Raw genomic sequence first — 25,001 nt, forward strand, 5'->3', positions numbered from 1 at the left:
GGGGGAGTGCTGACGTTGGGCTCGCAAGGAAGCGGGTCCCATCTGTCAGCAGGAGACCTCCATGACCGCACTTTCCTCGCTCGACCGGCCCGCCACCGGGGGCTTCAAGGTTGATATCAGCCGCGGCCACAATATCGGCCGCGTCTCGTCCGAATGGTTCAACCGTCCCGACGACGAGCGTTTCCTCTCGCTCGAGACGCTCTACAATCGTGTCCGTGCCCGCGCGGACGTCGCCTCGACGCGCATCGTCGAGAGCCGCGCCATTCGCGTTCAGGCGCAGAGCGACAACCCCGAGCGTCTGGCGCTTGTCTCGCCAGGCTCGTCGGTCCCGGTTGCGCCCACCCACTGGTCCTTCGGCCAGCTCTGCAGCTTGGTCGGTGCGCCGGCAGGCTATCTGCGCGACCTGCCGGCCGCCCTTGCCGGCATCAATCTCCAGCATGGCCTCATCGCCCATAGGGGTGAGCATGTGAAGCTGCTCGAGACCAGCGATGGCCGGACGGAACTACGCGCCGTCACCGGTCCCGACTATGGCCGCATCTGGGACCATGAACTGGTCGAGGCCGTGATGCGCTTTGCCGGAAACGGCATCGGCGACACGCGCTGGAAGGTGCCCGGCGTCCTCGACTGGGGCAGCATGGTTTACAACCCCCATGTCGATATCAGTGCCGAGACGACGACCCTTTATGCCTCGGACCGCGACGTCTTCCTGTTCCTTGTCGACGACACCCACCCGATCGAGGCGGGCAAGCTCCCCAATGGCGATCCTGATCTCTATTTTCGGGGCTTCTACAGCTGGAACAGCGAGGTCGGCGCCAAGTCGCTGGGGATTGCGACCTTCTATCTCCGGGCGGTCTGCATGAATCGCAACCTGTGGGGCGTCGAGAATTTCGAGGAGATCAGCATCCGTCATTCGAAATTCGCCGCGAACCGGTTCGCCGCCCAGGCAGCGCCTGCTCTCACGCGGTTCGCAGACTCTTCGCCCGGCGATTTCATCCAGGGCATCCGCGCCGCTCGGGACCGGATCGTCGCGCGCAAGGACGAGGACCGCGAAAGCTTCCTGCGGACGCAGGGGTTTTCGAAGGGCGACACGGCAAGGATCATCGCCCAGGTCCTGGACGAAGAAGGCCACCCGCCCGCCAGCGTCTATGATTTCGTGCAGGGCATCACCGCGCTCGCCCGCACGCGCGCCAACCAGGATTGCCGTCTCGAACTGGAAGGCAAGGCCAAGCGACTCCTTCAGAAAGTCAACTGAACCAGCGATGCCCGATCCCGGTGTCCGAGCGCCAGCGCATCTCAGACATCCCTAACATCAGGAGAATGGCGATGACCCATCAGCTGCACCAGCATCCGTGCGCCTATATCGTATCGATCCGGTTCGAGACCGACGGCATAAATTTCGCGCAGGAGCGTTACCGGATCGAGGCATCCGACCCTTGTGAGGCCGAGCGCCTAGGCCGGGCCCGGGCGCGCGACAGCGTCTATCATAATGAGCGCATTCCTGGCCTTGGCCTTGTCGCGCAGGTTGAGGAAGCGGGGCCGCACGAGCCGGATGATGATCCCGATCATGATCCAGGCGGTACGCCTGGGGCGCTGGCTTCAGGTGCCCCGGGGCGTAGCGAAAGACGGCGATGTTCGCGGGCCTTGTGCAGGATGCGCCGGGTGCCCGGCTTCACCTATTCGCGCTGGCGCCATGGCGGCTGGTATGTCCACGGCATGCTTTATCCTGGCGGCGCTATCGGCTGCGTTTCGCGCAACTGTGCCGATCGATGCTGGTGCATTGTCTGCGACCCGCGTCCGTTTGACGAGCGTCCGACCTTCAGGAGAAGGCGCTATGTGGCGCTCGCCGAATGGCATCTGGCGGACTCCGAACGCCGGGTCGGCGCCGGGTTCGGCACGGCCTGTGCTGGCGCGACCTTGGTATAGGGGAGGGGGCGATAGTGGGGCGCCGCAGGCTATGGCGCCTTTCGGTTACCTGGGAGATTGTCCATGGAACTTGTCACGCCCGATATGGCGCGAACGCTGCTGGACAATCGCGCGCGGTTTATGCGCGAGCCGGACTTCGACGCCTTTCCGGTTGTGAATCCGCATATGAGGCGGGAGGTTGACAAAGACGTGGATGCACAGGACCTGTCGTGCGCCGCCGACGAGACTGTTTCATGCGCACACACGGCCCAGGCCCGTCTCGCCTCCCTTCCATCCTGATCGGACCAGTAAACCTATCTTACAACGTGGGTACCGGAGAAGGGCATGTCGGATTTTGATAATTTGTCGCAACGACGTCTACTGCTATCCTCATTCCACCGCTGTTACGCAGTGGGCGTTCAAAGACGCAGGCAGACTGGAGAGAGTCAGCTCGTCTTACAGACCGGCAACCCGATGCAGCCGTTTCGAACGACCAGTCGGGCACCCAAGCGCGACGAGCGGATCGTGGCCCTGATTGCATAAGAACGTCGCGAATTTCCACGGGCATAGGTAACCGCGTGATTTTTCGGTCAGCTGAGTCTTGCATCTATATATCATAAAGTGATATTTCTCTTCAGCAGAGGAGTTTGATCATGCCTTCCAGTTTTACCTTGGGCACCCATTTCGAGGGCTTCATCAAGCAACAGGTAAATACCGGTCGCTATGCCTCGGCCAGCGAGGTGATCCGCGATAGCCTTCGCCTGCTGGAGGAACAGGACGCGATGCGTCAGGCGCGGCTCGACGCGCTTCGCGCAGAGATCGAGCGCGGAACCTCCAGCGGTCCAGGTATTTCGGCCAATCAGGCTTTCGCGAATGCACGGCATCGGATTGCTGATATCGCTGCCGGTGTCGTGGATCGTTGATGCGCCTAGAGTTTTCGCCTGCGGCGGATTCTGATCTTGTTGAGGTCGCCAGCTTCATCGCCCGCGATAATGTCCCCCGGGCTATCTCATTCATTGATGAACTCGAGGCGTCCTGCGCCAGGCTGCTCGATCATCCCCATTCGGGCGTGGCTCGTTTCGAGCTTCGTGCGGGACTACGCTCCAAGCCCCACGGAAGCTATGTGATCTTCTACAGCGTTCTGGAGGAGGTTATCCGCATTGAGCGTATCCTGCACGGCGGGCGTGACATCGGCGTGATCCTTTCGCCCGGTTAGCCCATGCCTCCTATGTGGTGGCGCGGAAACGGCAGGAGAACGGTTCGCTATATGCGCTATTCTTCCTGCTGCCTGAGTATTCGGGATCGGCACATCAAATCGTTCGTATCACCAGCATGATATCCCTGAAGCCGCTGATGACGTGCCTGAAGCGATCGAGGGCAGCCGGACGGATTGGCGGTTGCACGACTGACTCTGATTTTAATAGCGAAGTTCGTTATCCCTACGGCACCGGTCTGTATGGCTTTGCCATCTCATCCATCCCGCGCCTCGGTCTGCATGACCAAGGCGCGAGGTTCGCAAGCCTTTCCCCTGCAATGGACGCCCGTCTGCTTTTGATCAACCCGATCGGTGCCATAGACATCGACGCCCGCCTGCGGCTGCCCCGCTGCGTGGGCAATGCAGCTCTTATCTCCGCTGCGCTCTGACCGAGCTCCGGCTTCACCGGATCTCGGTCCTGCCGGGTTGCGATCCGCTGCCATATGGCAGGGCGCGGGCGAGAAATGAGAGGTGTGTCAGCGTCGCGTGCGAACGGCTTTGGGGGCGTCGGCGCTTGCATCGAGGTCGGCCGCCAGTTGGCGCAGCGCATGGGAGGCGCCAGGGCGGATCATGCCTTCGCCTTGGCGACTCCCGCGCGCTGGCGGCGATCTTCCTTACTGCATCCCGTTCAGGGCTGCTCGAACTGCCTGCAAATTGGCTTGTGACCGGCGGTATTTTCTGGAGGCCAAGACCGTCCTGTCGATGCGGCGGCGTGTCCGGAACAGGCTGAGCGCAGGAGAGGGGAGGGGGCCTTTGGCGGGTGTCGTTTCGGATTGGCCGAGCGACATAGTGTCGAAGGAAAGTCTCATGAACATCGGTGAATTCAAGATCGTCAACGGCCGCATCATCGGCTGGATCGCCACGCGCACGATCGACCTCCCCAAGCTTGGTCTCCGCAAGGTCGACAGCGCCCACGCCATGGCGCCCGTCTTCGAGATACTCGCGCTCAATGTCGGCAACCGCTGGGTGCAGATCGGCGCGCTCTGGGAGGCGGTCGCCAAGAACACGACCGGCGAACTGTTCCTCCAGGGATCGATTGACGATCCTAGCCTGGGCGAGCCGCTCCCGATCGCGCTCTTTGGCAATGAGGAGGAAGGCTATCGCGTCGCCTGGCGGCGCAAGCAGCCGCGCGATGCCTTCGGTCCGAGCCGGAGCGCGGACAGCGGCCGTGACTATGCGCCGCGGGGCGAGGGCGGCTTTGGCGGCAGCACCGCGGGCGATGACGGCGGGCTGATGGGGGCGGGCACCTCCCTCGAGCAAGAAATCCCGTTCGCCTGATGGCCTGTCCCCGGGGAGGCCCAGCCCTCCCCGGGGGCCTTTCTTCTCATGCCCATGGAGCATCGTCATGACCAGTATCGCAGCGCAGAGCGTGCACCGCTTCGCTGATTTGAAGCAGCTATATTCAGAGATGACCGCCAGCCCCGAGTTCCAGGCCGTGTTCGGGGAGCCGCTTGGCCTCACCGTGTCCGGGCCGGGCGAAGCGACCGCCGAACTCGACATGCCCGAACCGCTCGCGGTCCAGGCCGATTGCGGGGGCGTCATCGCCTGCCTGTTTGATCTTCTTGGCGACACCCGGCTCGAAGCGCTCGCGCCCGAGATCGCCTGGGGGTTCGTCAACTCCTTCCACTTCGTTGCCAGCAAGCTCGAGCGGCGCGAAGACGGCCTTGCGCGGGAGCTGGGCGACCTTGCCCGTTCCTATGATCCAAGCGAAGTCTATGCGCGCGAGCTCGAGGAGAAACAGCTGCTATGCCAGACGGTGGCCGAGCAGCGCGCCGCAGTCGAGACGATGCGCGATTTCGCTGCGGAAACCTATCGCGCGCTATCGGGCTGGCCCTGGTCACCGTCCCGTGGCAGCAAGCCCACGGCGCGCGGCGCAAGCCAGATCGACGCGCTCGATTTCCTGCGCGCCCGGCAGCTTGCTGCCCGTGAACGGTACATGCCCCAGGGCCCTATTGTGGTCTTTTCAGGGCCCGCGCTCTGGCATGATTTCCAGCAGATCTGGGACCGGCTCGATGCAATCCACGCACGCGTGCCGAACATGACGCTGGTCACGACAGGGCAGCGCAAGGGAGCCGACGCGATCGCCGCGGCCTGGGCAGCGCGGCCCGAAAAGCGGGTTCCGCTGGTAACCTACGGACTCTACGGCACAGGTTCCAAGGTCGCCTTTGCGCGCAACCGCAAGCTTGTCGATCTCGCGCCCGTCGAGGCGCTCCTGTGCGAGGGATCGGGGCTTCAGGCCAATCTCTACCAGCTCCTGCGCGAGGCGGGTGTCCCGATCCACGCCTTCAGGCGCGAGGGCCAGGCACCGGACATAAAGCTGCGCCGACGCGACGCGGCATAAGGAGGCGGATATGGCTATTCCCGAAGGATATAGGCGCAATTTCGAGACCCTGCTCCGCGCGGCGGAGCAGGGCGATCTGGCGCTGCTCGAATGCAGGGACGCTGCAACAGGTGTCCCGCGCTATGTGATCTGTGCGGTCGGACGAGAGGAGAGGGATTATGTGATGACGCCCTTCGGGCATCTTCACGACGGCAATCCCTACGATGCCTATGTACCGCCCGCCTGAGCCGCCCTCGAGCAGGCCTCCAGACCCGGGCAAAGCGTCGTTTGAATTGGGAAAGCATCTTGTCCTCAGCACCGCTCATGTGAGCCTTGCAACCTCAAGGCTTCTGGCGAACTGGGCCAGCCTGCCGGTCGAATTCCAACCCCTCACGGTGGCCGCCACCTGGCATGGATGGTTCGTCTCGACCTTTGTGGTCGAGGGCGATGATGCTGCGCGCATACCCCCAGAGCTTGCCGAGGTTCAGCGGTTCGCCCGGTCGCTGGACTGTGCCTACATCCTGTTTGACTGCGATGCTGACGAGGTGGACGGGTTGCAGAGGTTCAACTGGTAAGCTCGGCCATTCTCTGGGGCAACAAGAGAAGGCCAGAGGTGCCCGGGGCGAGCGCGGTGCCCTCCACATTACCCTGCGGGGGGCATCGAGCCCCCCGCAGGGTAGCTCTTCCTCTCTCTCAAGACGTCCGATTGTGGCACGGGACCGCGTCGGCCTCAAGGACGGCGGGGCCCCACCATTTTCCCTGGCGGAGCGGGCGTCGGCGTTTCCTTCCATGCTCCGCAGCCGCCAGAGAAAATCGTTGCCCCCACCGCCGCGGAGCGGCCGCTTCGCGGTCCTTGACCCCGCCGCTCGGAGCCAGTGCAGGGGGACAAACCTCTTCAGAAAAAGGAGGTTTTCATGACGACCGATACCGCCACCGCCGCCCGCTTTGCCGATATTGCCGGGTTCTTCACCGAGGAGACGAGGCAAGCATCAGACCGCTTCGCCGCCGCCTTTGCCCAAACCGCCGACACGGTGCGGCTGGGGAGCAGCGACGAGGCTATCACAGCCGACATGCCTGACCCGCTGGCGATGCAACTGGGGGTCGAGTTGATGGTGACGACGCTGTTCGATCTGCTGCGCGACACGCGGCTCGAAGCCCTGTCCGAACGGCTCGCCTGGGGTTTGGTGCACAGCTTCCACAGGCTCGCCGATCAGCTGGATGGCGAGGCCGACAGGGCCGCGCGACAGGTGGGCCAGCTCATCCGCGAAAGCGACGGCGGCGAGATTGCCACGGCCAATCTGGAGGAGGCGCAGGCGCTCTGCCACGGACTCGACGAGGCGCGCGAGGCTATCGCCTGCATGCGCGACCATGGCGCCGATCTGTTCCGGGTCGAGACCGGACGGCCCTGGTCGGCACCACGCGGCACGCTGGTCTCGAGCAAACGTACCGCCTCGGTGATCGCCGCCACCGACTTCCTGGCCGCGCGCCGCAACAGGCGCAACGAAGCGCTGGCACCGCAGGGTCCGGTCGTCATATTCTCCGGGGGCCAGCAATGGGAGGATCACGCCCAGCTCTGGGAGCGGCTCGACCAGATCAAGGCGCGGGTTCCCTCGATGCTTCTTGCGACGACGGCCCAGACCAAGGGCTGCGACGCGATCGCCGCTGCGTGGGCGGCGAGCCGGAAGGTGAAGCTCATCGCGTTCACGCTCAATCACCGGCTGGGACAGCGGGCCGGGTTCGCGCGCAACGAAGCGCTGCTAGGGTTGAAGCCGGTCGAAGCGATCGTGTGCGAGGGATCGGGAATACAGTCGAACCTCGCGCGGTTGGTGCGGGAGGCTCGGGTGCCGGCGCATTTCTTCACGCTGGCCGGCCAGCAACGCCGGACGGGTTGACGAACGGGGCAGTGGCGCTGGTGGAAGGGTTCGCCCCTCCGCCAGCGCCCTTTTTTGTGCCTGGGGAGAGTATCGCCGGGCTCAGGGAGCCAGCCTGCTGCCGGCCCCGTCGCCCGGCGATGCGGCGCTTGAAGGAAGCGCCGGCCTCCTGCGCGCGGCTCCGCCGTGCTCGTCGCTGGGACGCCGTTCCGGCGACGTCTGGGTTGTGGCGGCTGCGATGGGCAACGCCTTGAGGGCAGTAACAGCGGCGGCGCCGCCGACCCGAATTGCATGCGTGAGCAGGTCCCTGAACTCGCGCTCGCTCAACTGTTCGACGGCAATCTGGGATATGTGCGCGGCATAATGGGCGCGAAGGGATTGCCGCACGGTGTCGGCTTCTTCGTCGAGTTTGCGGCGATCGGCTTCGATCTTCGCGAGCCGCTCGCGATCGGTCATTTTGGGCATGATGTTTATCCTTCAGCTGAAGGTCTGCCCGCCGCGCTCCACTATTCACATCGGGAGGATATCTGCAATGCGATTTTGGGGCCGGCTGGCGCCGGCGAAGAAAAAGAGCCCCCTGCCGGGGGCAGCCCGCCCTTGCCTGGACGCGGCTGCGCAGCGCGCAAGGCGCTGCGAAGGAAAGACGCACGGCTCGTGGCCGTTTGTAATGCACCGTACGCACGGGTGCTGCGGGCGCGAATCGCCAGCTTTTCTGCGGTTTTTCGGACATTGCCGGTATGACGAGAGGTGGCACAGCTGGGTGCCACCGGCACGCTATGGCTGACCACAAAGGTCGGCGTGCAGCCAAGCGCCTGATCTCCCTTGGCAACCTTTGGCTGCCATAGAGATGACGCATATTGTCTTGAGATCAGGGCGAAATAGCTCTATTTACGGACGTGCTTCATCACCCCGATCAGGCGTCGAACAGGAGTTCGGCGTATGGCAAGGGTTACCATCAGATTCAAAGACGCGCTCTATGAGCGTCTCGTCACCGGCGCACATGCCGCCGATACCAGCGTTGCCGACTATGTTCGCGGCATTCTCGATCGTTATGAAGGCATGGACGCGGGCGGCTATCATGGCCGTTTCGACGAACTGCATGCGACGAACATCCAGGTGTTCGCGATCCTTGCTGCCTATGTGAGCGCCCGTCATCCCGACCTCCTGGCCCGCGGTACGGCTGACGCCCGCAAACTCCTCCTCGAGCGGGGCCTTATCGATCCTGTGGAGGTACGCTCATGAGCATCTTCCGGAACGACACGCTCGGCTCCTGGACAAGGGGCGGACAGGCCATCGTCCACAATGTGCGCATGACGACCCAGGTGTTTCTTCAGACCGTGGCGGCAGGTCTCATCCTCTGGGTCGGCGGCACGCTCTGGTATGTTCTGGAGAAGGCGAACGACTATCAGCGCTATGTCGCGTTCAAGATCGTTGAGGCGACCCTAAAAAATGACGTGCCCGGTGGAGCGCCGCTCCTGTTCAGGGGACCGGAGGGGCCGGAATATTGGACCAACTCCGATACGCTACTAGAGTCGGGCGTCGCCAAACAGGCGCTTCGGGCGATGGAGCATCATCTCCTTGTCGGGGCGGCGCTGGTCGGCTGCTTCTCCCTTCTCATGCTATTTTGGGCATGGTTCTATTTTACCAAGACTGGGCGTGGGCTTGGATCCAACCAGTTCCTACGCGGTGCCCGTTTCGGGACACCTAGACAGCTACGACGCCTGCTTTGGCGAAGCCGCAAGGGTAGCTTTGCAATCGGCGGCGTACCGGTTCCTGACGCGTTCGAGCCCGAACATATTCTGATTTGCGGCGCGCCCGGGACCGGCAAGACCAACATCATCGTCAAGATGCTGGCGGGCATCCGCGAACAGGGCCGCAGGGCGATCGTCTATGACGCCGCCGGAACGTTCGTCGAGAAATTCTACAGGCCCGGGCATGACATTCTGCTGAACCCGCTTGATGCCAGGGCCGACACCTGGTCGCCCTGGGTCGATGTGCCGCGCGACTATCATTATGATCAGATCGCCGAGTCGACCATACCCGACAAGTCCGGCGATCCCTTCTGGGCGAAGGCTGCCAGAGGGACGCTCGTCGCTGTCTTCCGGAAACTCGCGCGCGACAATCGGATGCTCGTTTCGGTGTTGCTTGATACGATCCTGCGTTCTCCTTTGAAGGACCTCGCGACCTTTGCGGAGGGGACCGATGCTGCCGCTTTCATATCGACGGAGGGCGATCGGACGTCGGCCGGCATCCGCGCCGAGCTTGCGTCGGTCATGCGCAGTTTCTCCTATCTCGATGACACGCTCGACGGCTTCTCGATCCGCGACTGGGTCGCCAATGAGGAGGACGACAGCTGGCTGTTCATCACTGTGAAAGCCGATCAGTTGCCCTCGCTTCGACCACTGATCACGGTCTGGCTCGACATCGCCATCAGCGCGATCATGAGCCTCGCGCCCGATCGCGCCCGGCGTCTCTATTGCGTGATCGACGAACTGCCGACCCTTCAGAAGCTGCCTTCGCTTTCAGACTTTCTTGCCCGTGCCCGCAAATATGGTGGGTGCGGCATATTGGGGTTTCAGAGCTACCCGCAGCTCGAGGCGACCTACGGCATTCAGGATGCAGCCGCGATCACCGGATATTGCTCGACATGGGTCGCACTGCGGGCGAACGACACGCCGACAGCCAAGCATGTCTCGGAAAATCTGGGACAGGTCGAACAGGTCGAAGCCAATGAAGGCATGTCCTACGGCGTGAACGATATGCGCGACGGGGTAAACCTCTCGCGTATGCAGGTGACCCGCCCGCTCGTCATGCACACGGAGGTGACCAATCTTCCCAACCTGACCGGCTTCCTGCGCTTTGGTCGCGACCTTCCGGTTGCCCGCTTCAAGGACAGTTACAACCGATCTCCTACCTGCTTTCCAGCGTTCGAGGAGCGGACCGCACCCCTCGTGCGATTGTCGCCAGTCTTGGCGGCTCAAGCGCGGGACGTCCCCAAAGACGCGAAGAAGAAGCTGCGACCTTCCAGCAAGACCGTCGCGTCGCCCGAACTTCCGCTCGATGCCGAGATACCGCTGCGCGCAAATGTTCCGCCTTCATCTGCACCAGGGGCCGCATCGCAGGAAAATCTGCCATCCACATCGGGACTGGAGCTTTTGGGGCGTTCCTCCGGCTTTGGCCTCTCCCAGCATGGCCGCAGGGGCGGCATGCGTAGCGCGTCGAGGCCGGCATGATGCATCCCACGCGTTTGACCGGCACGGCCAGCAACATAGCGCGCTATTATGCGATCGGCGATTATTACACCAAGGGCGGGACGGAGGGCTCCCAATGGGGCGGCGCCCTCGCAGAGGAGCTTGGGCTTTCCGGCGAGGTCGATCCGAAGACCTTCGAGAGTCTCCTTCGCGGTGCGGTTGCGGGCCAGAAACTGGGACGACACCGCGAGGGCGGGATCGAGCATCACCCGGGTTGGGACTTCGCTCTGAGCGCGCCAAAATCGGTATCGGTGATGGCCCTTGCGGTAGGGGATTCGCGGATCGCCGATGCCCACGAACAGGCGGTCAGCGTCGCGCTCTCCTGGCTTGAGGAGCAGGCGCAACTTCGTCGGCGAGAGGATGGCCGCGTGCTGCACGAAACGACCGGTCGGCTCCTGTGGGCGCGCTTTACCGAACATGCGAGCCGGGAGCTCGATCCGCATCTCCATACCCATGTGGTGGTCCTCAACATGACCAACCGGCAGTGCGACGCTCCCATGGCGAGCCTGGAAACGCGGGCCATGTATAGCGAGCAGATGAGCGCAGGGCAGATCTACCGTAACGAGCTCGCCCAGGGCCTGCGAACGCTCGGCTACGAAATCGCCGCCGACCCCCGCCGGGGCCTGTTCGAGATCCGGGGTGTACGCCCAGAGTTGATCGTGGACATGTCGCAGCGTGCCGAACAGATCGATGCCCATGCCCGTGAGCACGGTCTGGAAGGACAGGCTGCGCGGCGAAAGTCCTTCTATGCGACACGCGGGCCAAAGGAGAAGATCGGCCTTGAGACGCTGCATCTCCAGTGGCGAACGCGGCTGGGCGAACATGCCCCCGCGCTCGACAGCCTGCGGGCGGAAGCGGAAAAGGGTGGCGAACGCATCCTCCTTCTCGCACCTGCAGAAGCGGCACGCGCGGCCCTGTTCGGTGTCCGACAGACCGAAGGTCGAGAGGCGGTCAATCCGCTTGGCCGGTTGATCACAAAGGCTCTTGCGCCTCATGTCGGCGAGGTCCGCTTTGGCGACGTTCGCCCGCTCCTCGAGGGGCATGAGGCGCGCCGCAAATTGCTCGCGACCCGGGAGCAGACCGGCGATCATATCCTGAATCGCGGACGGACGACGCGCCGCTCAGTCCGCTTCGAGCAGGCCCTGGCGCAGCATCTCGCTCTCTCGATCGAAGATGGCCGACCAATCGCATCTTCCGATCGCTTGCTGGGCGCGCTGGAAACGGCCGGATTGTCGCCCATGCAGGAGCGAGCGCTCGTGAACCTGGCGTTGAGCCGCGACCGGGTCACAGGCGTTCATGGCGTCGCGGGTGCGGGTAAATCGATGCTGATCGCCACTCTGCATCGGGCTGCCGAGCCGGGGGCAACGCTTCATGCCCTGGCGCCCACCTCATCAGCTGCGGCGAACCTTGGCGACACGGCCGGCATCAAATCCCGGACCGTTGCGAGCCTTCTTGCCGAGGGCGGCTATGGCCTGTCCGGGCGCGACGTCCTGGTGCTGGACGAAGCGGGGCAGCTCGGTAACCGACAGGCGCTGCGGGTTCTGGAGATCAGCCGCAGAACTGGCGCCCGGCTCATCCTCCTGGGTGACAACAAGCAGACCGGCGCCATTGAGCAGGGCAAAGCCTTCTGGCTGATGCAGCAGCTCGGCATGCCAACGGCGCAGCTCACCGAATCGCGGCGTCAGGAAACGGCGCGGATGAAAGATGCCGTCACAAGAGCACGCGCGGGCGACTATGCTGGCTCGCTCGCACAACTGGACAAAGTGGTGTCTGGCGGAGACGCGGAATCGCTCGCAAAGGGCTTGGTGGCCGAGTGGACGCGCCTGCGGCCAGAGACCCGAGCCAGCACCAACATCCTCGTTCTGGACAACGCGACCAGGCTGATCGTCAATACGCAGGTACGGGAGACGTTGCAGCGTGAGGGGGTGGTGGCTGCGCAGGATGCGCGGCTCAATATCCTTTCGCCTGCCGGCCTCACCGAGCAGGAGAAGCAACTCGCCCGCTTCTACACATCCGGTCAGGTTGTCACATTCAGTCGCGATCAGGCCGAGGCCGGGCTCGCCCGCGACACCGAACATCGGGTGCTGGGCATCGTGCGCGATGAGCGCGGCCGACCGCAGGTCCGTCTCGTCGATGAACAGGGTCGCATCGTTCGCTGGGATCCGCGGCTCACCAAGGGAGGACAGGTCAACATCTTCGTCTCCGAAACGCGAAGCCTTGCCCAAGGCGATCGCATTCAATGGCGGCTTGTCTCCCATGAACTGGGCATCAAGAACGCCCAACGCGGTACGGTCGAAGCACTCGATGGAAGCTCGGCCACCATTCGGTGGGACAAAGGTGATCGCGCCCAAACGATCGATCTCTCGCGGCACAAGAGTTGGGACCATGGTTATGCCGAGACAATCTATGCGGCGCAGTCCAGAACCTATGCGCGGGTCTATGTTCTGGCCCCGCTCGGGTCACCGCTGGTTACCGGCCAGAACTATTATACGGCAATCACCCGTGCGCGGCTGGGCGTCAAATTGTGGACCCAGGACAAGGACAGGCTCGTTGAAAAACTCGAGCGGTCGTCTGGCGAGAAGACCTCTGCGCTGGAAGGACTGGGCCGGATCGATCGCGACAGGGCGGACCGGTTCACTGAACGGGAACCGGCGCGGATCGAGGAGATGCGACGGGCGCAACAGCAAGAGCGACAGCAGAATAGCGATCGCTTGCTGAGCGCGAGGCTGCACAGGCGAGCGAGCGGCAGGAGAGGGCTTGGGGTTCGGCTCGCCACAAACGCCAGAAGCCTGGCGGAGGCGCTGGACCGGCACCTTAACAGCTTGTTGGATCGCACGGGGCCTGCCGAACGGCAAGCGGATCGCAGCGAGGCCAAGCTGCCTCAGGGAGGTCGTCATGGGATCGATCACTAGAAACTGGCTCAACTCTGCGGGCCTGCTGTTTACGATTTTAGCTACCGTCGCGCCCGCCCATTCACGATCCCACTTTCCCGACGAAGCCGTCCGGATTAGCGCTTGCATCAAATCAGCATCGCGAGGCGCTCTGTGGCTTGAACGCACTTTGTGGGCCCTGCGCGATCAGGAAGGCGGCTGGATCGGAGCCGCGGTCGCAAACACCAATGGAACCCATGATCTGGGACCACTACAGATCAATAGCTGGTGGGTGCCCAGGATTGCCAAAGCGATCGGCCGCCATGATGCGCAGGTTCGTATCTGGTTGCAATTCGATGCCTGTTTCAATGTCGAGGCGGCGCGCTGGATATTCTTGTCCGGGCTGACCGTCACCGGCAATTACTGGAAGGCCGTCGGCATCTATCATAGCCCGACCGACTGGCGGCAGCGCCGCTATGCGCTAAGTGTGTCTGAGCATCTGCGTCGACGTTTTGGCGAGAATAGTTTTGCACGGCAGGCGTCAAAGATCCAGCAAGTGCCGTGACGCAAAGGGGCATCTGCGGGGCGCCGAGTGGAGGGAGCTCTTTTCTCCGACGCAAATTAGGTTATCTTGAAAGAGCTTCATCACGCGCCGGGTTCGATTCGGGAACATCGGTGCATGCAATATCCTCACGACAGCCCTGGCGCGGCCAGCGGTGCCCCAGATGCCGCTCCGGCTCGCATCCTGAGCCTTCAGGAAGCCGCCGCTTTCCTGGGAATTCACGCAAATACGCTGCGCGGTTACGCGAAAGCCGGGGTCGTTCCTGGCGCGAAATTCGGTCGTGACTGGCGCTTTCTGGAAGCGGACCTTGTCGCCTCCCTGCGCGCTCGATATTCTGGGCGTGCACGGATGCAGTCGAGTGCCGACGAAAGGCAGGCAACATGGCACTCTACAAGCGTGCAAGCACCTATTATGTCAAATGCACAGCACCTGACGGAACGACAGTTAGACGCTCTACTGGAACCTCAGACAGGAAAAAGGCGCAAGAATATCACGACAAGTTGAAGGCCCAGCTGTGGGATCTTGCCAGGTTGAAGCAGAAGCCGAAGCGCACATGGGACGAGGCGGCTTTGCGGTGGCTGAAGGAAATGACGCACAAGAAGTCCTATAGGGACGATGTGAGCCGGATCCGATGGTTTACCAAGCACCTGCGTGGCAAGACAATGGAACAGGTGAGCAGGGACATGATCGACGCGATCATCACCCGACACCATGCCCGATCGAGCAATCGCACGAAGGATCTCTATGTGGCGCTTATCCGCGCCATCTTCCGGAAGGCGCAGCGCGAGTGGGAATGGATCGACCAGATACCGGCGTTCAAGACCTATGAGAAGAGCGGCAAGGTCAGGGTGAGATGCCTTACCCACGATCAGGCCAGGGCGCTCATGGATAAGCTACCTGCTCATCAGCGCGAGGTTGTCCTGTTCGCTTTGTCGACGGGCCTTCGCCAGGGAAACATACTCAACCTGACCTGGGACCGGGTCGATATGAACCGGGCCATAGCGACGATTGAGCATGGCGATACGAAGAATGGTGCAGCGCTCGGTGTACCGCTCAACGCAATCGCTCTTGGCGTTTTGGGACGGCAGCAAGGTAAGCATGATACCCATGTGTTTACCTATCGTGGCAATCCGCTGCGATGCGCGAACAACAGGGCCTGGCGCGCCGCCTTGAAGGCCTGCGGGATCGAGAATTTCCGCTGGCACGATCTGCGGCACACCTGGGCCAGCTGGCTCCGGCAGAATGACGTGCCCACCTGGGTGCTTCAGGAGCTCGGGGGCTGGAAGTCGGAATCGATGGTGCGGCGCTACGCCCACATGTCGGTGAAGCATCTGGCACCCTATGCTGACCAGCTGATTTTTCCGGACACATCCGGGAAGATCGAAAAGCCTAGAGAAAGCGTGATCGACACTGGACACAAAAATGGACACAGTCAGAGCCGTCCGCGGCTCTATCTTGTCTCAAATAAATGATAAGTTGTTGAAAAAAATGGTGGACGCACTTGGGCTCGAACCAAGGACCCGCTGATTAAGAGTCAGCTGCTCTACCAACTGAGCTATGCGTCCACACCGGCATCGGACTGTCTGGAAGAGCCAGTGTCCGTTGGCGTGGGCGGGCAATTAGCAGCGTCGGCCGGATTCGCAAACCCTAAATTGCGTTGCGGTGCAAAAAGTTTCAGCGCCGTGACATCGCACCGGCCTCACGCCCAGTTTCTATGCCCGCTGCTGCGGCGGTTGCTGCGGTCGATGGCCATGATGATGCCCACGCACAACATGACCGTCAGCATCGACGACCCGCCATAGGACATGAAGGGCAGGGGGATGCCGACGACCGGTGCCAGGCCCATCACCATCATCAGGTTGATCGCGACATAGAAGAAAATGGTGGTGGTCAGTCCCGCCGCGACCAGGCGCGCGAACTTGTCGGGGGTACGCATCGCCACGCGCAGGCCCCAGCGGAACAGCAGCATGAAGGCGCCGATCATGACGATACCGCCAACCAGCCCCCATTCTTCCGCCATGGTGGCGAAAACGAAATCGGTATGGCCTTCGGGCAGATAGTCGAGATGGCTTTGTGAGCCCTGCAGGAAGCCCTTGCCCCAGATGCCGCCGGAACCGATCGCGATCTTCGACTGGCTGATATGATAGCCGGCACCCAGAGGATCGCTTTCAGGGTCCAGGAAGATCAGGACGCGCTTTTGCTGATAGTCGTGCAGGAAGCTGAAGGCGATCGGGACGATCGCGGCCAGCGCCAGCCCAGAGCCGACGAACAGGCGTAGCGGCAGTCCGGCGAGGAACATGACCGTCACGCCGCCTGCCAGGATCATCGTGGCGGTGCCGAGATCCGGCTGGATCAGTACCAGCGACCAAGGCAGGCCGATCAATAGTAGGGCGGGCCAGATCGCGTTCCAGCGGCGAATTTCTCCTACAGGCAGCCTGGCGTAGAATTGCGCGACGGCCAGCACGATGATCGGCTTCATGAACTCCGACGGCTGGAGCAGCATGAAGCCAAGGTTGATCCAGCGCTGGCTGCCCCCCCTGACCCCGCCGATCAACTCGACCAGGACCAAGGCGACCAGCACGCTGCCATAGGCGGGAAAAGCGAAGCGCGAGAATAGCTCGATCGGAATGCGGCTGAGGACCAGCGCCATGGCCGAGAAGATGCAGAAGCGCACAGACTGGTTGACGGCCCAGGGGAAGATATTGCCGTCCGCCGCGCTGTAGAGCACCAGCGTGCCGAATGTGGCGATCGCGAGCAGCAAGGCCATGACGCGCCAGGGAAACTGGGTCAGTGGCTGCGGGACGAGGCTCATGGTGCGTCGCTCTCATTGCTGGCGGGCGAGGGGGATGCGGTAGCACCATTGTCCGCTTCAGCCGCATTGCTGCCATTGTCGGCGATCGGCGGGGGCACTTCGCCGCGTTCGATCGCGCGCGCCAGACGGAAAGCCGCCATCTGCCGCGCCTGTCGTTCGGTCGGCGTCCCGCCCCAGCCTTTTTCCAGCGTTTCCAGCTTCTCCGTCGCCTTCTTGGGATCGAATAAATAGGAGAGGGTGTCGCTGGCGATCATCGGCGCATCCTCGTTGCGGATCATATGGCCGCCATGTTCGATGATGCAGGCGACGGCATAGCGCGGATTGTCGAACGGCGCGAAGCCCTGGAACAGGGCATGGTCGCGCAGCTTGAAGGCAAGCGATGCGTCGCGCCGCACGCCGCCTGCGCGCTCGGCCATGGTAATGCGGCGAACCTGCGCCGTACCAGTCTTGCCCGCGATCAGCACGTCGGGAATGGACATCCGCGCCGCGCCGCCCGTACCGCCGCCATTGACCACCGCGCTCATCGCGTCGCGGATCACGGCCAGATGCTCTTCGGATGCGCCCACGGAGGCGGGGGCAGGGCGTTTGGCACCATGAAGGAAGTTGGGCATCAACTGCTTGCCCGTCGCCAGTCGCGCGGCCATCACCGCCATCTGGAGCGGGTTGATAAGCATGTAGCCCTGACCAATGGTGGCATTCACCGTGTCATAGACCTGCCATTTCTGATCATATTTCTTTTCCTTCCACGCCGGGTCCGGCACGGTGCCATAGCTCTGGCTGGGGAAGGGCAGGTCGAAGCGCTGGCCCATGCCGCACCGCCGCGCCATTTCGGCAATGCGGTTCATGCCGACGCGCTGGGCCATCTGGTAGAAGTAGATGTCGCAGCTTTGGGCGATCGCGGTGCGCATGTTGACCGCGCCATGGCCGCGCCGCTTGTGGCAGTGGAACAGCGTGTTACCCACCCGGATGGCACCGGCGCACCCCACCGTCTCCTGCGGGCCAACGCCGGCCTCCAGCAGCGCCAGCGCCACCATCGGCTTGACGGTCGACCCTGGGGGATAGAGGCCCTGCAACGTCTTGTTGCGCAGCGGCACATGATCGTCCTGCGACAGCATCGCCCATTCCAACTGGCTGATGCCGTCGGAAAAGCTGTTGGGGTCGAAACTGGGCATCGACGCCATCGCCAGCACGTCGCCATTGGCGCAGTCGATCACGACCACCGACCCGCTTTGGGTCGCGAGACGACGGCCCGCATATTCCTGCAAGCCTGCATCGATCGTCAGTTTGATCGGATTGCCCGGCATGTCGGGGCGGGTGGTCAGTTCGCGCAAGATCTTGCCACGCGCGGTCACTTCCACCCGCTTGGCACCGGGCTTACCGGTCAGATGCTGGTCGAACGCCTTTTCTAGCCCGTCTTTGCCGACCTTGAATCCCGGTGTGATCAGCAGCGGATCGCGCCGTTCCTTATAATCCTCCGCCGTCGCGGGACCGACATAGCCGAGCAGATGACCGACGGTGGAGCCAGCCGGATAATAGCGCGAAAAACCCTGGCTGGGCGCGACGCCGGGCAGGTCGGGAAGGCGGACGCTGACCGCGGCATATTGTTCATAGGTCAGCTTGTCGGATACCTGGACGGGGCGGAAACGCGCCGACTTGTCCAGTTCCTCGCGAATACGCTCGACCTCGTCCGATTCCAGGCTAAGCAATTGGGCCAGGTGGCGGATCGTGCCTTCGGCATCGACCACCCGTTGCGGGATGAGATCGACACGAAAGTCGGTGCGGTTATTGGCGAGCGGGCGACCGTTGCGGTCTATGATCCAGCCCCGGCGCGGCGGAATGAGCGTCAGATTGACCCGGTTGCTTTCCGACAGCATCGCATATTTTTCATTTTCCGCGACGCTGATCCAGGCCATGCGCGCCGCCAGCATCGCGCCGATGCCACCCTGTATCGCCCCCAGCACCATCGTCCGTCGCGAAAAGGTGAAGGTCTGGCTGGCTTCGGTGACGCTCTTGGGCTTGAGCAAGGGAAATTTCATGCCATCACGCGCCAGCGGTCGATCCGGGCGCATTGCCGGACGACGAAGGGGAATAATAATATCGTCCAGAGCATCTGCGGCGCGACCAACAGCAACCTCACTTCGCCGCCACCTGTAATCCGCGCGAAAAACAGACCGGTGGCGATGCAGAAGATAATGGCGATGGCCGCAATTAACCAGTCCTGCCGATAACTGCGCCACACCATGCGATGTTCGACCGCATCGATCATCAGCAGCGTCACCGTCCACAGGAACATGGCAGACCCGATCGGCTGGCCGCTGACCATGTCGTCGAACAGGCCAAGCGGCAGGCCGATCCAGGCGCGCCACAGTTCCGGGCGCAGCAAGCGCCAGGACAGGAGCAGCAACAGACCAAAGGGCGGCATGACCGGCGACTGCGCGATCAGCGGTAGCGCGGACGCCAGCGACCCGATCATCACCGTTATCACCGGCGTCCCGGCCAATCGGAAACGCGAGGGATGTTTGCCCAGGCGCGACACATGGCGAAGATGGCGGTCGATCATGGCGCGGCCGTGCTGCTGGATGCGGCGTCCTCCGGCGGCAGTGCTTCGGCGGCAGGATCGGGGCGGGTCACGACATCCTCGAACGGGCGTTCGACCACCACCGCATCGACGCGCGAGGGATTGGCGAGGGGGAAGCCCCAGGCGATCTCACCCTGGACCCGCACGACCACCGCGACCGGGATATTGGGCTGATAGATGCCACCGATGCCGGATGTGACCAGCAGATCGCCGGGCTTGAACGGATTGCGTCCGGCCGACAGCGCGCGGATCTCCACCGATCCGTCGCCTGCACCGGTGGAAATGGCGGGCACGCTGTCATTGGCGCGACGGACCGGCACGATGTTCCCGGTGTCAGTCAGCAACAGCACTTCGGCGGTGTTGGGCGTGGTGCTGTGGACACGGCCGATCAAACCTTCCGCCGCGCGCACTGGCATGCCAGGCCGCACGCTTTGCCAACGCCCGGCATTGAGCCGCGCGAAACGACGCGCACTGCTGGAGGACGAACTGATGAGCCGTGCGGTCAGCAGGCTGCTCTGGTCGGCATCGACCAGGCGTAGCAACTTCTTGAGCCGGGCATTTTCCTGGGCGATCGCCTTTGCTTCGATGATGCGATTACGATCGGCCTCCACCTGCCGCCGCAGCGCGACATTCTGCGATCCCGCCCGCCAATAGGAAGCCAGCACCTCGTCCACCGAGCTGACGCCGCTGACCATATTGCGCAGGCCCGAGGAGAGCGGCCGGGTCAGTTCCGCCGTCGCGGTGCGCAGGCCAGCAAAGCCAGTAGGATCGAATATGGCAACCACGACCAGCAGCAAGGCGGCCGCAGCGCCGCCGACGGCCACGACATAGCCGAAGAACAGGCTATATTGCGCCCTTCGGTTGATGCCGGGGCGTAGGCTGGGTGGCCGCGCCATCTACGCGTCCCTTTCGGTAAAGCCCGTCGAATCAGGCGGTTTGCAAGACGCCTCGGAACATCGGATCTTCCATCGCGCGGCCAGTGCCGATCGCGACACAGGTCAGCGGATCTTCGGCGATCGTCACCGGCAGGCCGGTTTCGTCGCGCAATTCATCGTCCAGCCCCTTGAGCAGCGCGCCGCCGCCGGTGAGGACGATGCCCTGATCGACAATATCGGCCGCCAGTTCGGGCGCGGTGTTTTCAAGCGCGATCCGCACGCCTTCGACGATCGTGCTGATCGGCTCGGCGAGCGCGTCAGCGATCTGACCCTGGTTGATGCTGATTTCCTTAGGCACGCCATTCACCAAGTCGCGGCCCTTGATATGGATCGTCTCACCAACACCATCGGCGGGCGATTGGGCGATGCCATATTGCTTCTTGATCCGCTCGGCGGTGGCTTCGCCGATCAGCAGATTATGGTGACGGCGCACGAAGGAGACGATCGCTTCGTCCATCTTGTCGCCACCGACGCGGACGCTGGTCGTGTAAGCAAGGCCGCGCAGCGACAGCACCGCGACTTCGGTCGTGCCACCACCGATATCAACGACCATGGAGCCGATCGGCTCGGTAACGGGCATGTCCGCGCCGATCGCAGCAGCCATAGGCTCCTCGATCAGAAAGACCTGGCGCGCACCGGCATTGCTGGCGGCATCGCGAATGGCGCGACGCTCGACGCTGGTGGAGCCGGACGGCACGCAGATGACGATTTCGGGCGCGCGCCAGGGGCTATGCTTGCCGCCATGGACCTTGGTGATGAAATGCTTGATCATCTGTTCGGCGACATCGATGTCTGCGATCACGCCGTCGCGCAGCGGCCGGATGGCCTCGATCGAATCCGGGGTCTTGCCCATCATCAGCTTGGCGTCGACGCCCACGGCCTTCACCCGCTTGACGCCGTTAAGCGTCTCGACCGCCACCACCGACGGTTCGTTCAGCACGATGCCGCGACCGCGAACATAGACCACCGTATTGGCGGTGCCGAGGTCGATGGCCATATCCTGCGAGGTGAATTTGAAGAGACGCGAGAAGATCGACATGCCTTATCCTGTATCGCCCGCCGTCCCCGCGACGCGACAGGGGACCGGTCGGAAAGCTGTTCCGCTCGTCCGCTGCGCCGCATGGCTTTTGCCCTGTTCAGTCATCCTGTGCAGTGCAAAATATTTGGCATCGCGGGTCGCGGAAAGCGACCGATTGGGCTAGTCCCTAATCAATGTCAATACGCCGCCTGCCCGAACATCTGGTCAATCGTATCGCTGCCGGTGAAGTGGTCGAAAGACCCGCCAGCGCGCTCAAGGAAATCGTCGAAAACGCTTTGGACGCGGGCGCGACTCGTCTCTCCATCCGCTTGTCGGGCGGGGGGCTGGACCGGATCGAGGTGAGCGACGATGGCTGCGGCATGGATTCGGCGGACATGGGGCTCGCGCTCGAACGCCATGCTACGTCGAAGATGCCCGACGATGATGCCATTGAAAATGTGGCGACTCTCGGTTTCCGGGGGGAGGCGCTGCCTTCCATTGCGAGCGTCGCGCGGCTGACCATCGACAGCCGGGTTGCGGGTGCGGACGGGTGGAGCCGCACCGTGGACAATGGCCAGCTAGTCGCCGAAGGTCCGGCGGCACTGCCCCCCGGCACATGCGTTACCGTCGAGCAGCTTTTCGCCAAAGTGCCCGCCCGGCGCAAATTCCTGCGCTCGGCCAAGGCGGAATATGCCGCCTGTCTCGACATCGTCCGCCGTCTCGCAATGGCACATCCCGCGGTTGCGTTCGCACTCGAACATGATGGTCGCCGCACGCTGGGCGTGCAGGCGGGCCAAGCGCGGGAGGAGCGGGTCGCTGCGCTCACCGATCGAGCCTTGGCTGATAATCATGTGATCGTCAGCCTGGAACGCGAAGGCGTGCGCCTGTCCGGCGTCGCCTCAATCCCCACCTACAATCGGGGGGTGGGTGATCATCAATATCTGTTCGTCAACGGGCGTCCGGTGAAGGATCGGCTGTTGATCGGCGCGCTGCGCGGGGCCTATGCCGACATGCTGGCGCGGGACCGGCATCCCGTGGTCGCCCTGTTTCTTGACGTGCCGCCGCTCGACGTCGACGTCAATGTCCATCCCGCCAAAACCGAGGTGCGCTTCCGCGATCCTACGATGATCCGGGGCATGATCGTGTCCGGCCTGCGCCGCGCGCTCGATGCGGAGGGTTTTCGCGCCGTCCAGAATGCCGATCCCGCCGCTCTGTCCGCTTGGCGTGCCGAGCCGGTCTCGCCAACGCCGATCGGCGCGATGCCGATTTTCGACGCCGTATCGGTCAGCTATAATCCTTTGGCCTCGTCGTCTTTCGGCGACCGCCGGTCGAATTTCCTGACTCCGCCGCCCCAGGCCCGCGCTGACCCCGCCGCTGCTCCGGCACCGGAAGGGCAGAGCTTCCCGCTGGGCGTCGCGCGCGGGCAGGTAGCGCGCACCTATATCGTAGCGGAGGCGGAGGATGGCCTCGTCATCGTCGATCAGCATGCCGCGCATGAACGGCTGACGCTGGAACGGATGCGCCGGGCGATGGAGGGGCAGGGGGTTGCCAGCCAAGCGCTGTTGCTGCCCGAAGTGGTCGAACTGGAAGAGCCCGCCTGCGACCGTCTGGAAGCCCGCGCGCCGGAACTGCGCGATTTCGGGCTGGAATTGGAACGCTTTGGGCCATCGGCCATGCTGGTCCGTGCGCTTCCTGCGATGCTCGGCCAGTCAGACGTGCAGGGGCTGGTGACGGACCTCGCCGACGACCTTGCCGCCTATGACAGCGCCTTGTCGCTGAAGGAACGGCTCGACCTCGTCGCCGCGACCATGGCCTGCCACGGATCGGTCCGCGCAGGCCGCGTGCTGAGCGTCGCGGAAATGAACGCACTACTCAGAGAGATGGAAGTGACGCCGCGATCGGGCCAGTGCAACCATGGGCGACCGACTTGGGTGAAGCTATCACATCCTGAAATCGAGAAGCTTTTTGGAAGGAAATAGAATAGCTTAGGGCATTTTTAGGGGTTTGATGTTTGGAACTTGAGCAACCATGATTGGGCATTTCCGCTATCGACCATTTGTTGCCACTCCGGGACCAATATAAGATTTCTGCTAGCGGACGTTCAGTAAGGTCTGCCGCTGTGCCGCTCGGCTAGAACCCGGTAGCAAAGCCCTGTCATAGCACCGAGCGCTGACCACAAGGCGAACACGAACAATACGTTCGCCGTAGAGGCCGGATGCTTCGCCGTTGCCCAAGCCAGATATGGAGCGGCGGGGATGGCGGTCATAAGCAATCCGCCAATTCCAAATTGCATCACAGAGCGGCGATTTGTGCTTAACAGATAGGCACAGATTGCCAGCCCGAAGACAATTTGGGCTCCATACAACAGCAGCAAATAGAAGATTACTAGAGACACTGGGCGAGGAAAGCCGCCGCTTACCCACGACACTAAAGCACCAACTATCGCCGCTGCCATCGGAGCCAGAAAAAATGCACCTAACTTCATTATGTCGGCCCTCATCTCTGAAGCCGGTGTGGCAGGATCAATCCCAAAATTCCATCTGAAACCGGCCCAATGGCTGCCGACCAAAGTCGGTCATTCAATTGCAAATAAATCTGTTTCAGCACCAGACTAATCAGGATTCCGTTTCGGTCCATATAGGGGGTCAGGAACAGTCCACGCAGAAGGCAAATCTGAAAAGGTTCCCCACAGGTTCCACTTTCCATTAGCCGCATCAAACGATGCCAGTCCCCATTGCGGCGGATCAGGCCAGCCAAACCAATCCCGATCAATCAAAAACAATCATTTCCGAACTCGGCAACGAACCCCGTTCCCATCTTTCGCGCCCAATCGTGGTCGACTCCGAGTGCAGATATCGCGGGCCAGTCGTTTAAGCCTGCACGCCGCCAAATAAGTGGCCAGCTTGCGCGTTCGCGATATCCGCTCTTCATAGAACGAGATCGCAAAAAGCCCGACTTCCATGGGTTAGATTCCCAAAACATTTGCGATTGGGCCTTTTGTGTTCGGATCGCCTCTTTATGCTCCGAAAGCGGACATTCCGCTACCCACCCATCCCGGACATTGCCGCGACTATCCGAAAAACCCCAGTTTTCAGCGGTTGTTTTGTGACTCAACCTTGGTGAAGCTAGGGCATGGGGATATCGAGAAGCTGTTCGGGCGGAAATAGGCGTGGCGTGAAATGCCGGATAAACGGCGAAACAGCCATAATTTCTGATTTCCGCTATCGCGTACTTGCAGACATTGGCTCGATGTTGTCACATGCCTACCAACAGCGGAGGGACTATGCGGCCGAGAGCAATTGCTTATTTCGAGTGGCTCATTCTAGGCACAATCGCTCTCGGTATCGTTCAAAGCTACCTTGGGTGGGATAGCTTGATCGCTCTAGTGGATTGATCGGAACGAATGAGTCCATTTGAAGGATTCCCATATTGTCGTTGGCATGCAACGATGCGGCATGCGAACGGGTATTCAGATCGAGGTCACTGCACCGGACACAACTCGGCTTGAGGCGATCGTGGCGGCGCGCAGTTCGCCGCAGAAACATGTTTGGCGGGCGCGGATCATTCTCCTGACTTCTCAAGGTCTGGGCACCCAGGCGATCATGGCAGCGACCGGCAAATCCAAGA

The 25,001-nt window shown here is 62.5% G+C and carries 24 protein-coding genes, 1 tRNA gene and 1 pseudogene; 18 read left to right on the forward strand and 8 right to left on the reverse strand.

Annotation, left to right across the window (positions count from 1 at the left end):
• Window positions 1–61 precede the first annotated feature (61 nt).
• From SxD43FB_RS18605 to SxD43FB_RS18655, 11 genes are all read left to right on the forward strand, one after another.
• Entirely contained in the window at window positions 62–1,252 is a 1,191-nt protein-coding gene (locus SxD43FB_RS18605) for a DUF932 domain-containing protein (RefSeq protein WP_096063465.1), read from the forward strand.
• Window positions 1,253–1,323: 71 nt separating this feature from the next.
• Window positions 1,324–1,923 (forward strand): hypothetical protein, encoded by a 600-nt coding sequence (locus SxD43FB_RS26005; RefSeq protein WP_255245803.1) that lies wholly within the window; start codon window positions 1,324–1,326, stop codon window positions 1,921–1,923.
• Between the two features lie 63 nt (window positions 1,924–1,986).
• A complete protein-coding gene (locus SxD43FB_RS18615; RefSeq protein WP_096063466.1) occupies window positions 1,987–2,202 on the forward strand; it encodes a hypothetical protein in 216 nt (71 codons plus the stop codon).
• Between the two features lie 353 nt (window positions 2,203–2,555).
• Window positions 2,556–2,825 carry a type II toxin-antitoxin system ParD family antitoxin gene (locus SxD43FB_RS18625; protein WP_096063486.1) on the forward strand — a complete coding sequence of 90 codons (270 nt, stop codon included), beginning with the start codon at window positions 2,556–2,558 and terminating at the stop codon, window positions 2,823–2,825.
• Window positions 2,825–3,118 (forward strand): type II toxin-antitoxin system RelE/ParE family toxin, encoded by a 294-nt coding sequence (locus SxD43FB_RS18630; protein WP_176482839.1) that lies wholly within the window; start codon window positions 2,825–2,827, stop codon window positions 3,116–3,118. The genes SxD43FB_RS18625 and SxD43FB_RS18630 overlap by 1 nt, the downstream gene beginning before the upstream one ends.
• 14 nt (window positions 3,119–3,132) lie before the next feature.
• Entirely contained in the window at window positions 3,133–3,546 is a 414-nt protein-coding gene (locus SxD43FB_RS24890; protein ID WP_176482840.1) for a hypothetical protein, read from the forward strand.
• Between the two features lie 418 nt (window positions 3,547–3,964).
• Entirely contained in the window at window positions 3,965–4,435 is a 471-nt protein-coding gene (locus SxD43FB_RS18635; protein ID WP_096063469.1) for a DUF736 domain-containing protein, read from the forward strand.
• Window positions 4,436–4,502: 67 nt separating this feature from the next.
• Entirely contained in the window at window positions 4,503–5,498 is a 996-nt protein-coding gene (locus SxD43FB_RS18640; RefSeq protein ID WP_096063470.1) for an SLOG family protein, read from the forward strand.
• A 10-nt stretch (window positions 5,499–5,508) separates the two neighbouring features.
• Window positions 5,509–5,724 carry a DUF6117 family protein gene (locus SxD43FB_RS18645; protein WP_096063471.1) on the forward strand — a complete coding sequence of 72 codons (216 nt, stop codon included), beginning with the start codon at window positions 5,509–5,511 and terminating at the stop codon, window positions 5,722–5,724.
• Between the two features lie 79 nt (window positions 5,725–5,803).
• On the forward strand, window positions 5,804–6,052 hold the full coding sequence (locus SxD43FB_RS18650) for a hypothetical protein (protein WP_255245804.1): 249 nt from the start codon (window positions 5,804–5,806) through the stop codon (window positions 6,050–6,052).
• Window positions 6,053–6,391: 339 nt separating this feature from the next.
• A complete protein-coding gene (locus SxD43FB_RS18655) occupies window positions 6,392–7,369 on the forward strand; it encodes a DUF2493 domain-containing protein (protein WP_096063473.1) in 978 nt (325 codons plus the stop codon).
• An 81-nt stretch (window positions 7,370–7,450) separates the two neighbouring features.
• Here the strand turns inward: SxD43FB_RS18655 and SxD43FB_RS18660 are convergent, their stop codons facing one another.
• Window positions 7,451–7,813 (reverse strand): hypothetical protein, encoded by a 363-nt coding sequence (locus SxD43FB_RS18660; protein ID WP_096063474.1) that lies wholly within the window; start codon window positions 7,811–7,813, stop codon window positions 7,451–7,453.
• A 474-nt stretch (window positions 7,814–8,287) separates the two neighbouring features.
• Between SxD43FB_RS18660 and SxD43FB_RS18665 the strand changes: the two genes are divergently transcribed.
• The 5 genes from SxD43FB_RS18665 (at window position 8,288) to SxD43FB_RS18690 (ending at window position 15,503) form a co-directional block, all read left to right on the forward strand.
• Window positions 8,288–8,590 (forward strand): hypothetical protein, encoded by a 303-nt coding sequence (locus tag SxD43FB_RS18665; protein ID WP_096063475.1) that lies wholly within the window; start codon window positions 8,288–8,290, stop codon window positions 8,588–8,590.
• Window positions 8,587–10,581, forward strand: coding sequence for a type IV secretion system DNA-binding domain-containing protein (locus tag SxD43FB_RS18670; protein WP_096063476.1), 1,995 nt, complete (start codon window positions 8,587–8,589; stop codon window positions 10,579–10,581). The genes SxD43FB_RS18665 and SxD43FB_RS18670 overlap by 4 nt, the downstream gene beginning before the upstream one ends.
• Window positions 10,578–13,511 (forward strand): MobF family relaxase, encoded by a 2,934-nt coding sequence (gene mobF, locus SxD43FB_RS18675; RefSeq protein WP_096063477.1) that lies wholly within the window; start codon window positions 10,578–10,580, stop codon window positions 13,509–13,511. Before SxD43FB_RS18670 ends, mobF begins: the two co-directional genes overlap by 4 nt.
• A 148-nt stretch (window positions 13,512–13,659) precedes the next feature.
• The gene (locus SxD43FB_RS18680; protein WP_343228853.1) at window positions 13,660–14,034 is read left to right on the forward strand and encodes a lytic transglycosylase domain-containing protein; all 375 of its coding nucleotides are present in this window, start codon (window positions 13,660–13,662) and stop codon (window positions 14,032–14,034) included.
• A gap of 377 nt (window positions 14,035–14,411) precedes the next feature.
• Window positions 14,412–15,503 carry a site-specific integrase gene (locus tag SxD43FB_RS18690; protein ID WP_096063478.1) on the forward strand — a complete coding sequence of 364 codons (1,092 nt, stop codon included), beginning with the start codon at window positions 14,412–14,414 and terminating at the stop codon, window positions 15,501–15,503.
• Between the two features lie 17 nt (window positions 15,504–15,520).
• Here the strand turns inward: SxD43FB_RS18690 and SxD43FB_RS18695 are convergent.
• From SxD43FB_RS18695 to SxD43FB_RS18720, 6 genes are all read right to left on the reverse strand, one after another.
• Window positions 15,521–15,596: transfer RNA gene (locus SxD43FB_RS18695), tRNA-Lys, on the reverse strand.
• 134 nt (window positions 15,597–15,730) lie between these two features.
• On the reverse strand, window positions 15,731–16,843 hold the full coding sequence (gene rodA, locus SxD43FB_RS18700; protein ID WP_096063479.1) for a rod shape-determining protein RodA: 1,113 nt from the start codon (window positions 16,841–16,843) through the stop codon (window positions 15,731–15,733).
• The gene (gene mrdA, locus SxD43FB_RS18705) at window positions 16,840–18,879 is read right to left on the reverse strand and encodes a penicillin-binding protein 2 (protein WP_096063489.1); all 2,040 of its coding nucleotides are present in this window, start codon (window positions 18,877–18,879) and stop codon (window positions 16,840–16,842) included. Before mrdA ends, rodA begins: the two co-directional genes overlap by 4 nt.
• Window positions 18,876–19,403, reverse strand: coding sequence for a rod shape-determining protein MreD (gene mreD / locus SxD43FB_RS18710; RefSeq protein ID WP_096063480.1), 528 nt, complete (start codon window positions 19,401–19,403; stop codon window positions 18,876–18,878). The genes mrdA and mreD overlap by 4 nt, the downstream gene beginning before the upstream one ends.
• Complete coding sequence (mreC, locus tag SxD43FB_RS18715; protein ID WP_096063481.1) at window positions 19,400–20,317, reverse strand: rod shape-determining protein MreC; 918 nt, start codon at window positions 20,315–20,317, stop codon at window positions 19,400–19,402. The genes mreD and mreC overlap by 4 nt, the downstream gene beginning before the upstream one ends.
• A gap of 31 nt (window positions 20,318–20,348) precedes the next feature.
• Window positions 20,349–21,395, reverse strand: coding sequence for a rod shape-determining protein (locus tag SxD43FB_RS18720; RefSeq protein WP_037472083.1), 1,047 nt, complete (start codon window positions 21,393–21,395; stop codon window positions 20,349–20,351).
• A 173-nt stretch (window positions 21,396–21,568) separates the two neighbouring features.
• Between SxD43FB_RS18720 and mutL the strand changes: the two genes are divergently transcribed.
• Window positions 21,569–23,353 (forward strand): DNA mismatch repair endonuclease MutL, encoded by a 1,785-nt coding sequence (mutL, locus tag SxD43FB_RS18725; RefSeq protein ID WP_096063482.1) that lies wholly within the window; start codon window positions 21,569–21,571, stop codon window positions 23,351–23,353.
• Window positions 23,354–23,475: 122 nt separating this feature from the next.
• On the opposite strand, the gene SxD43FB_RS18730 is transcribed toward mutL, so the two are convergent.
• Window positions 23,476–23,859, reverse strand: a complete 384-nt coding sequence (locus tag SxD43FB_RS18730; protein WP_141249543.1) for a hypothetical protein — start codon at window positions 23,857–23,859, stop codon at window positions 23,476–23,478.
• 970 nt (window positions 23,860–24,829) lie between these two features.
• Between SxD43FB_RS18730 and SxD43FB_RS18735 the strand changes: the two are divergent.
• Window positions 24,830–25,001 (forward strand): annotated as a pseudogene (locus tag SxD43FB_RS18735) (IS630 family transposase); the annotation flags it as partial.

Source organism: Sphingobium sp. D43FB, from assembly GCF_002312805.1.
Taxonomy (GTDB): Bacteria; Pseudomonadota; Alphaproteobacteria; order Sphingomonadales; family Sphingomonadaceae; genus Sphingobium.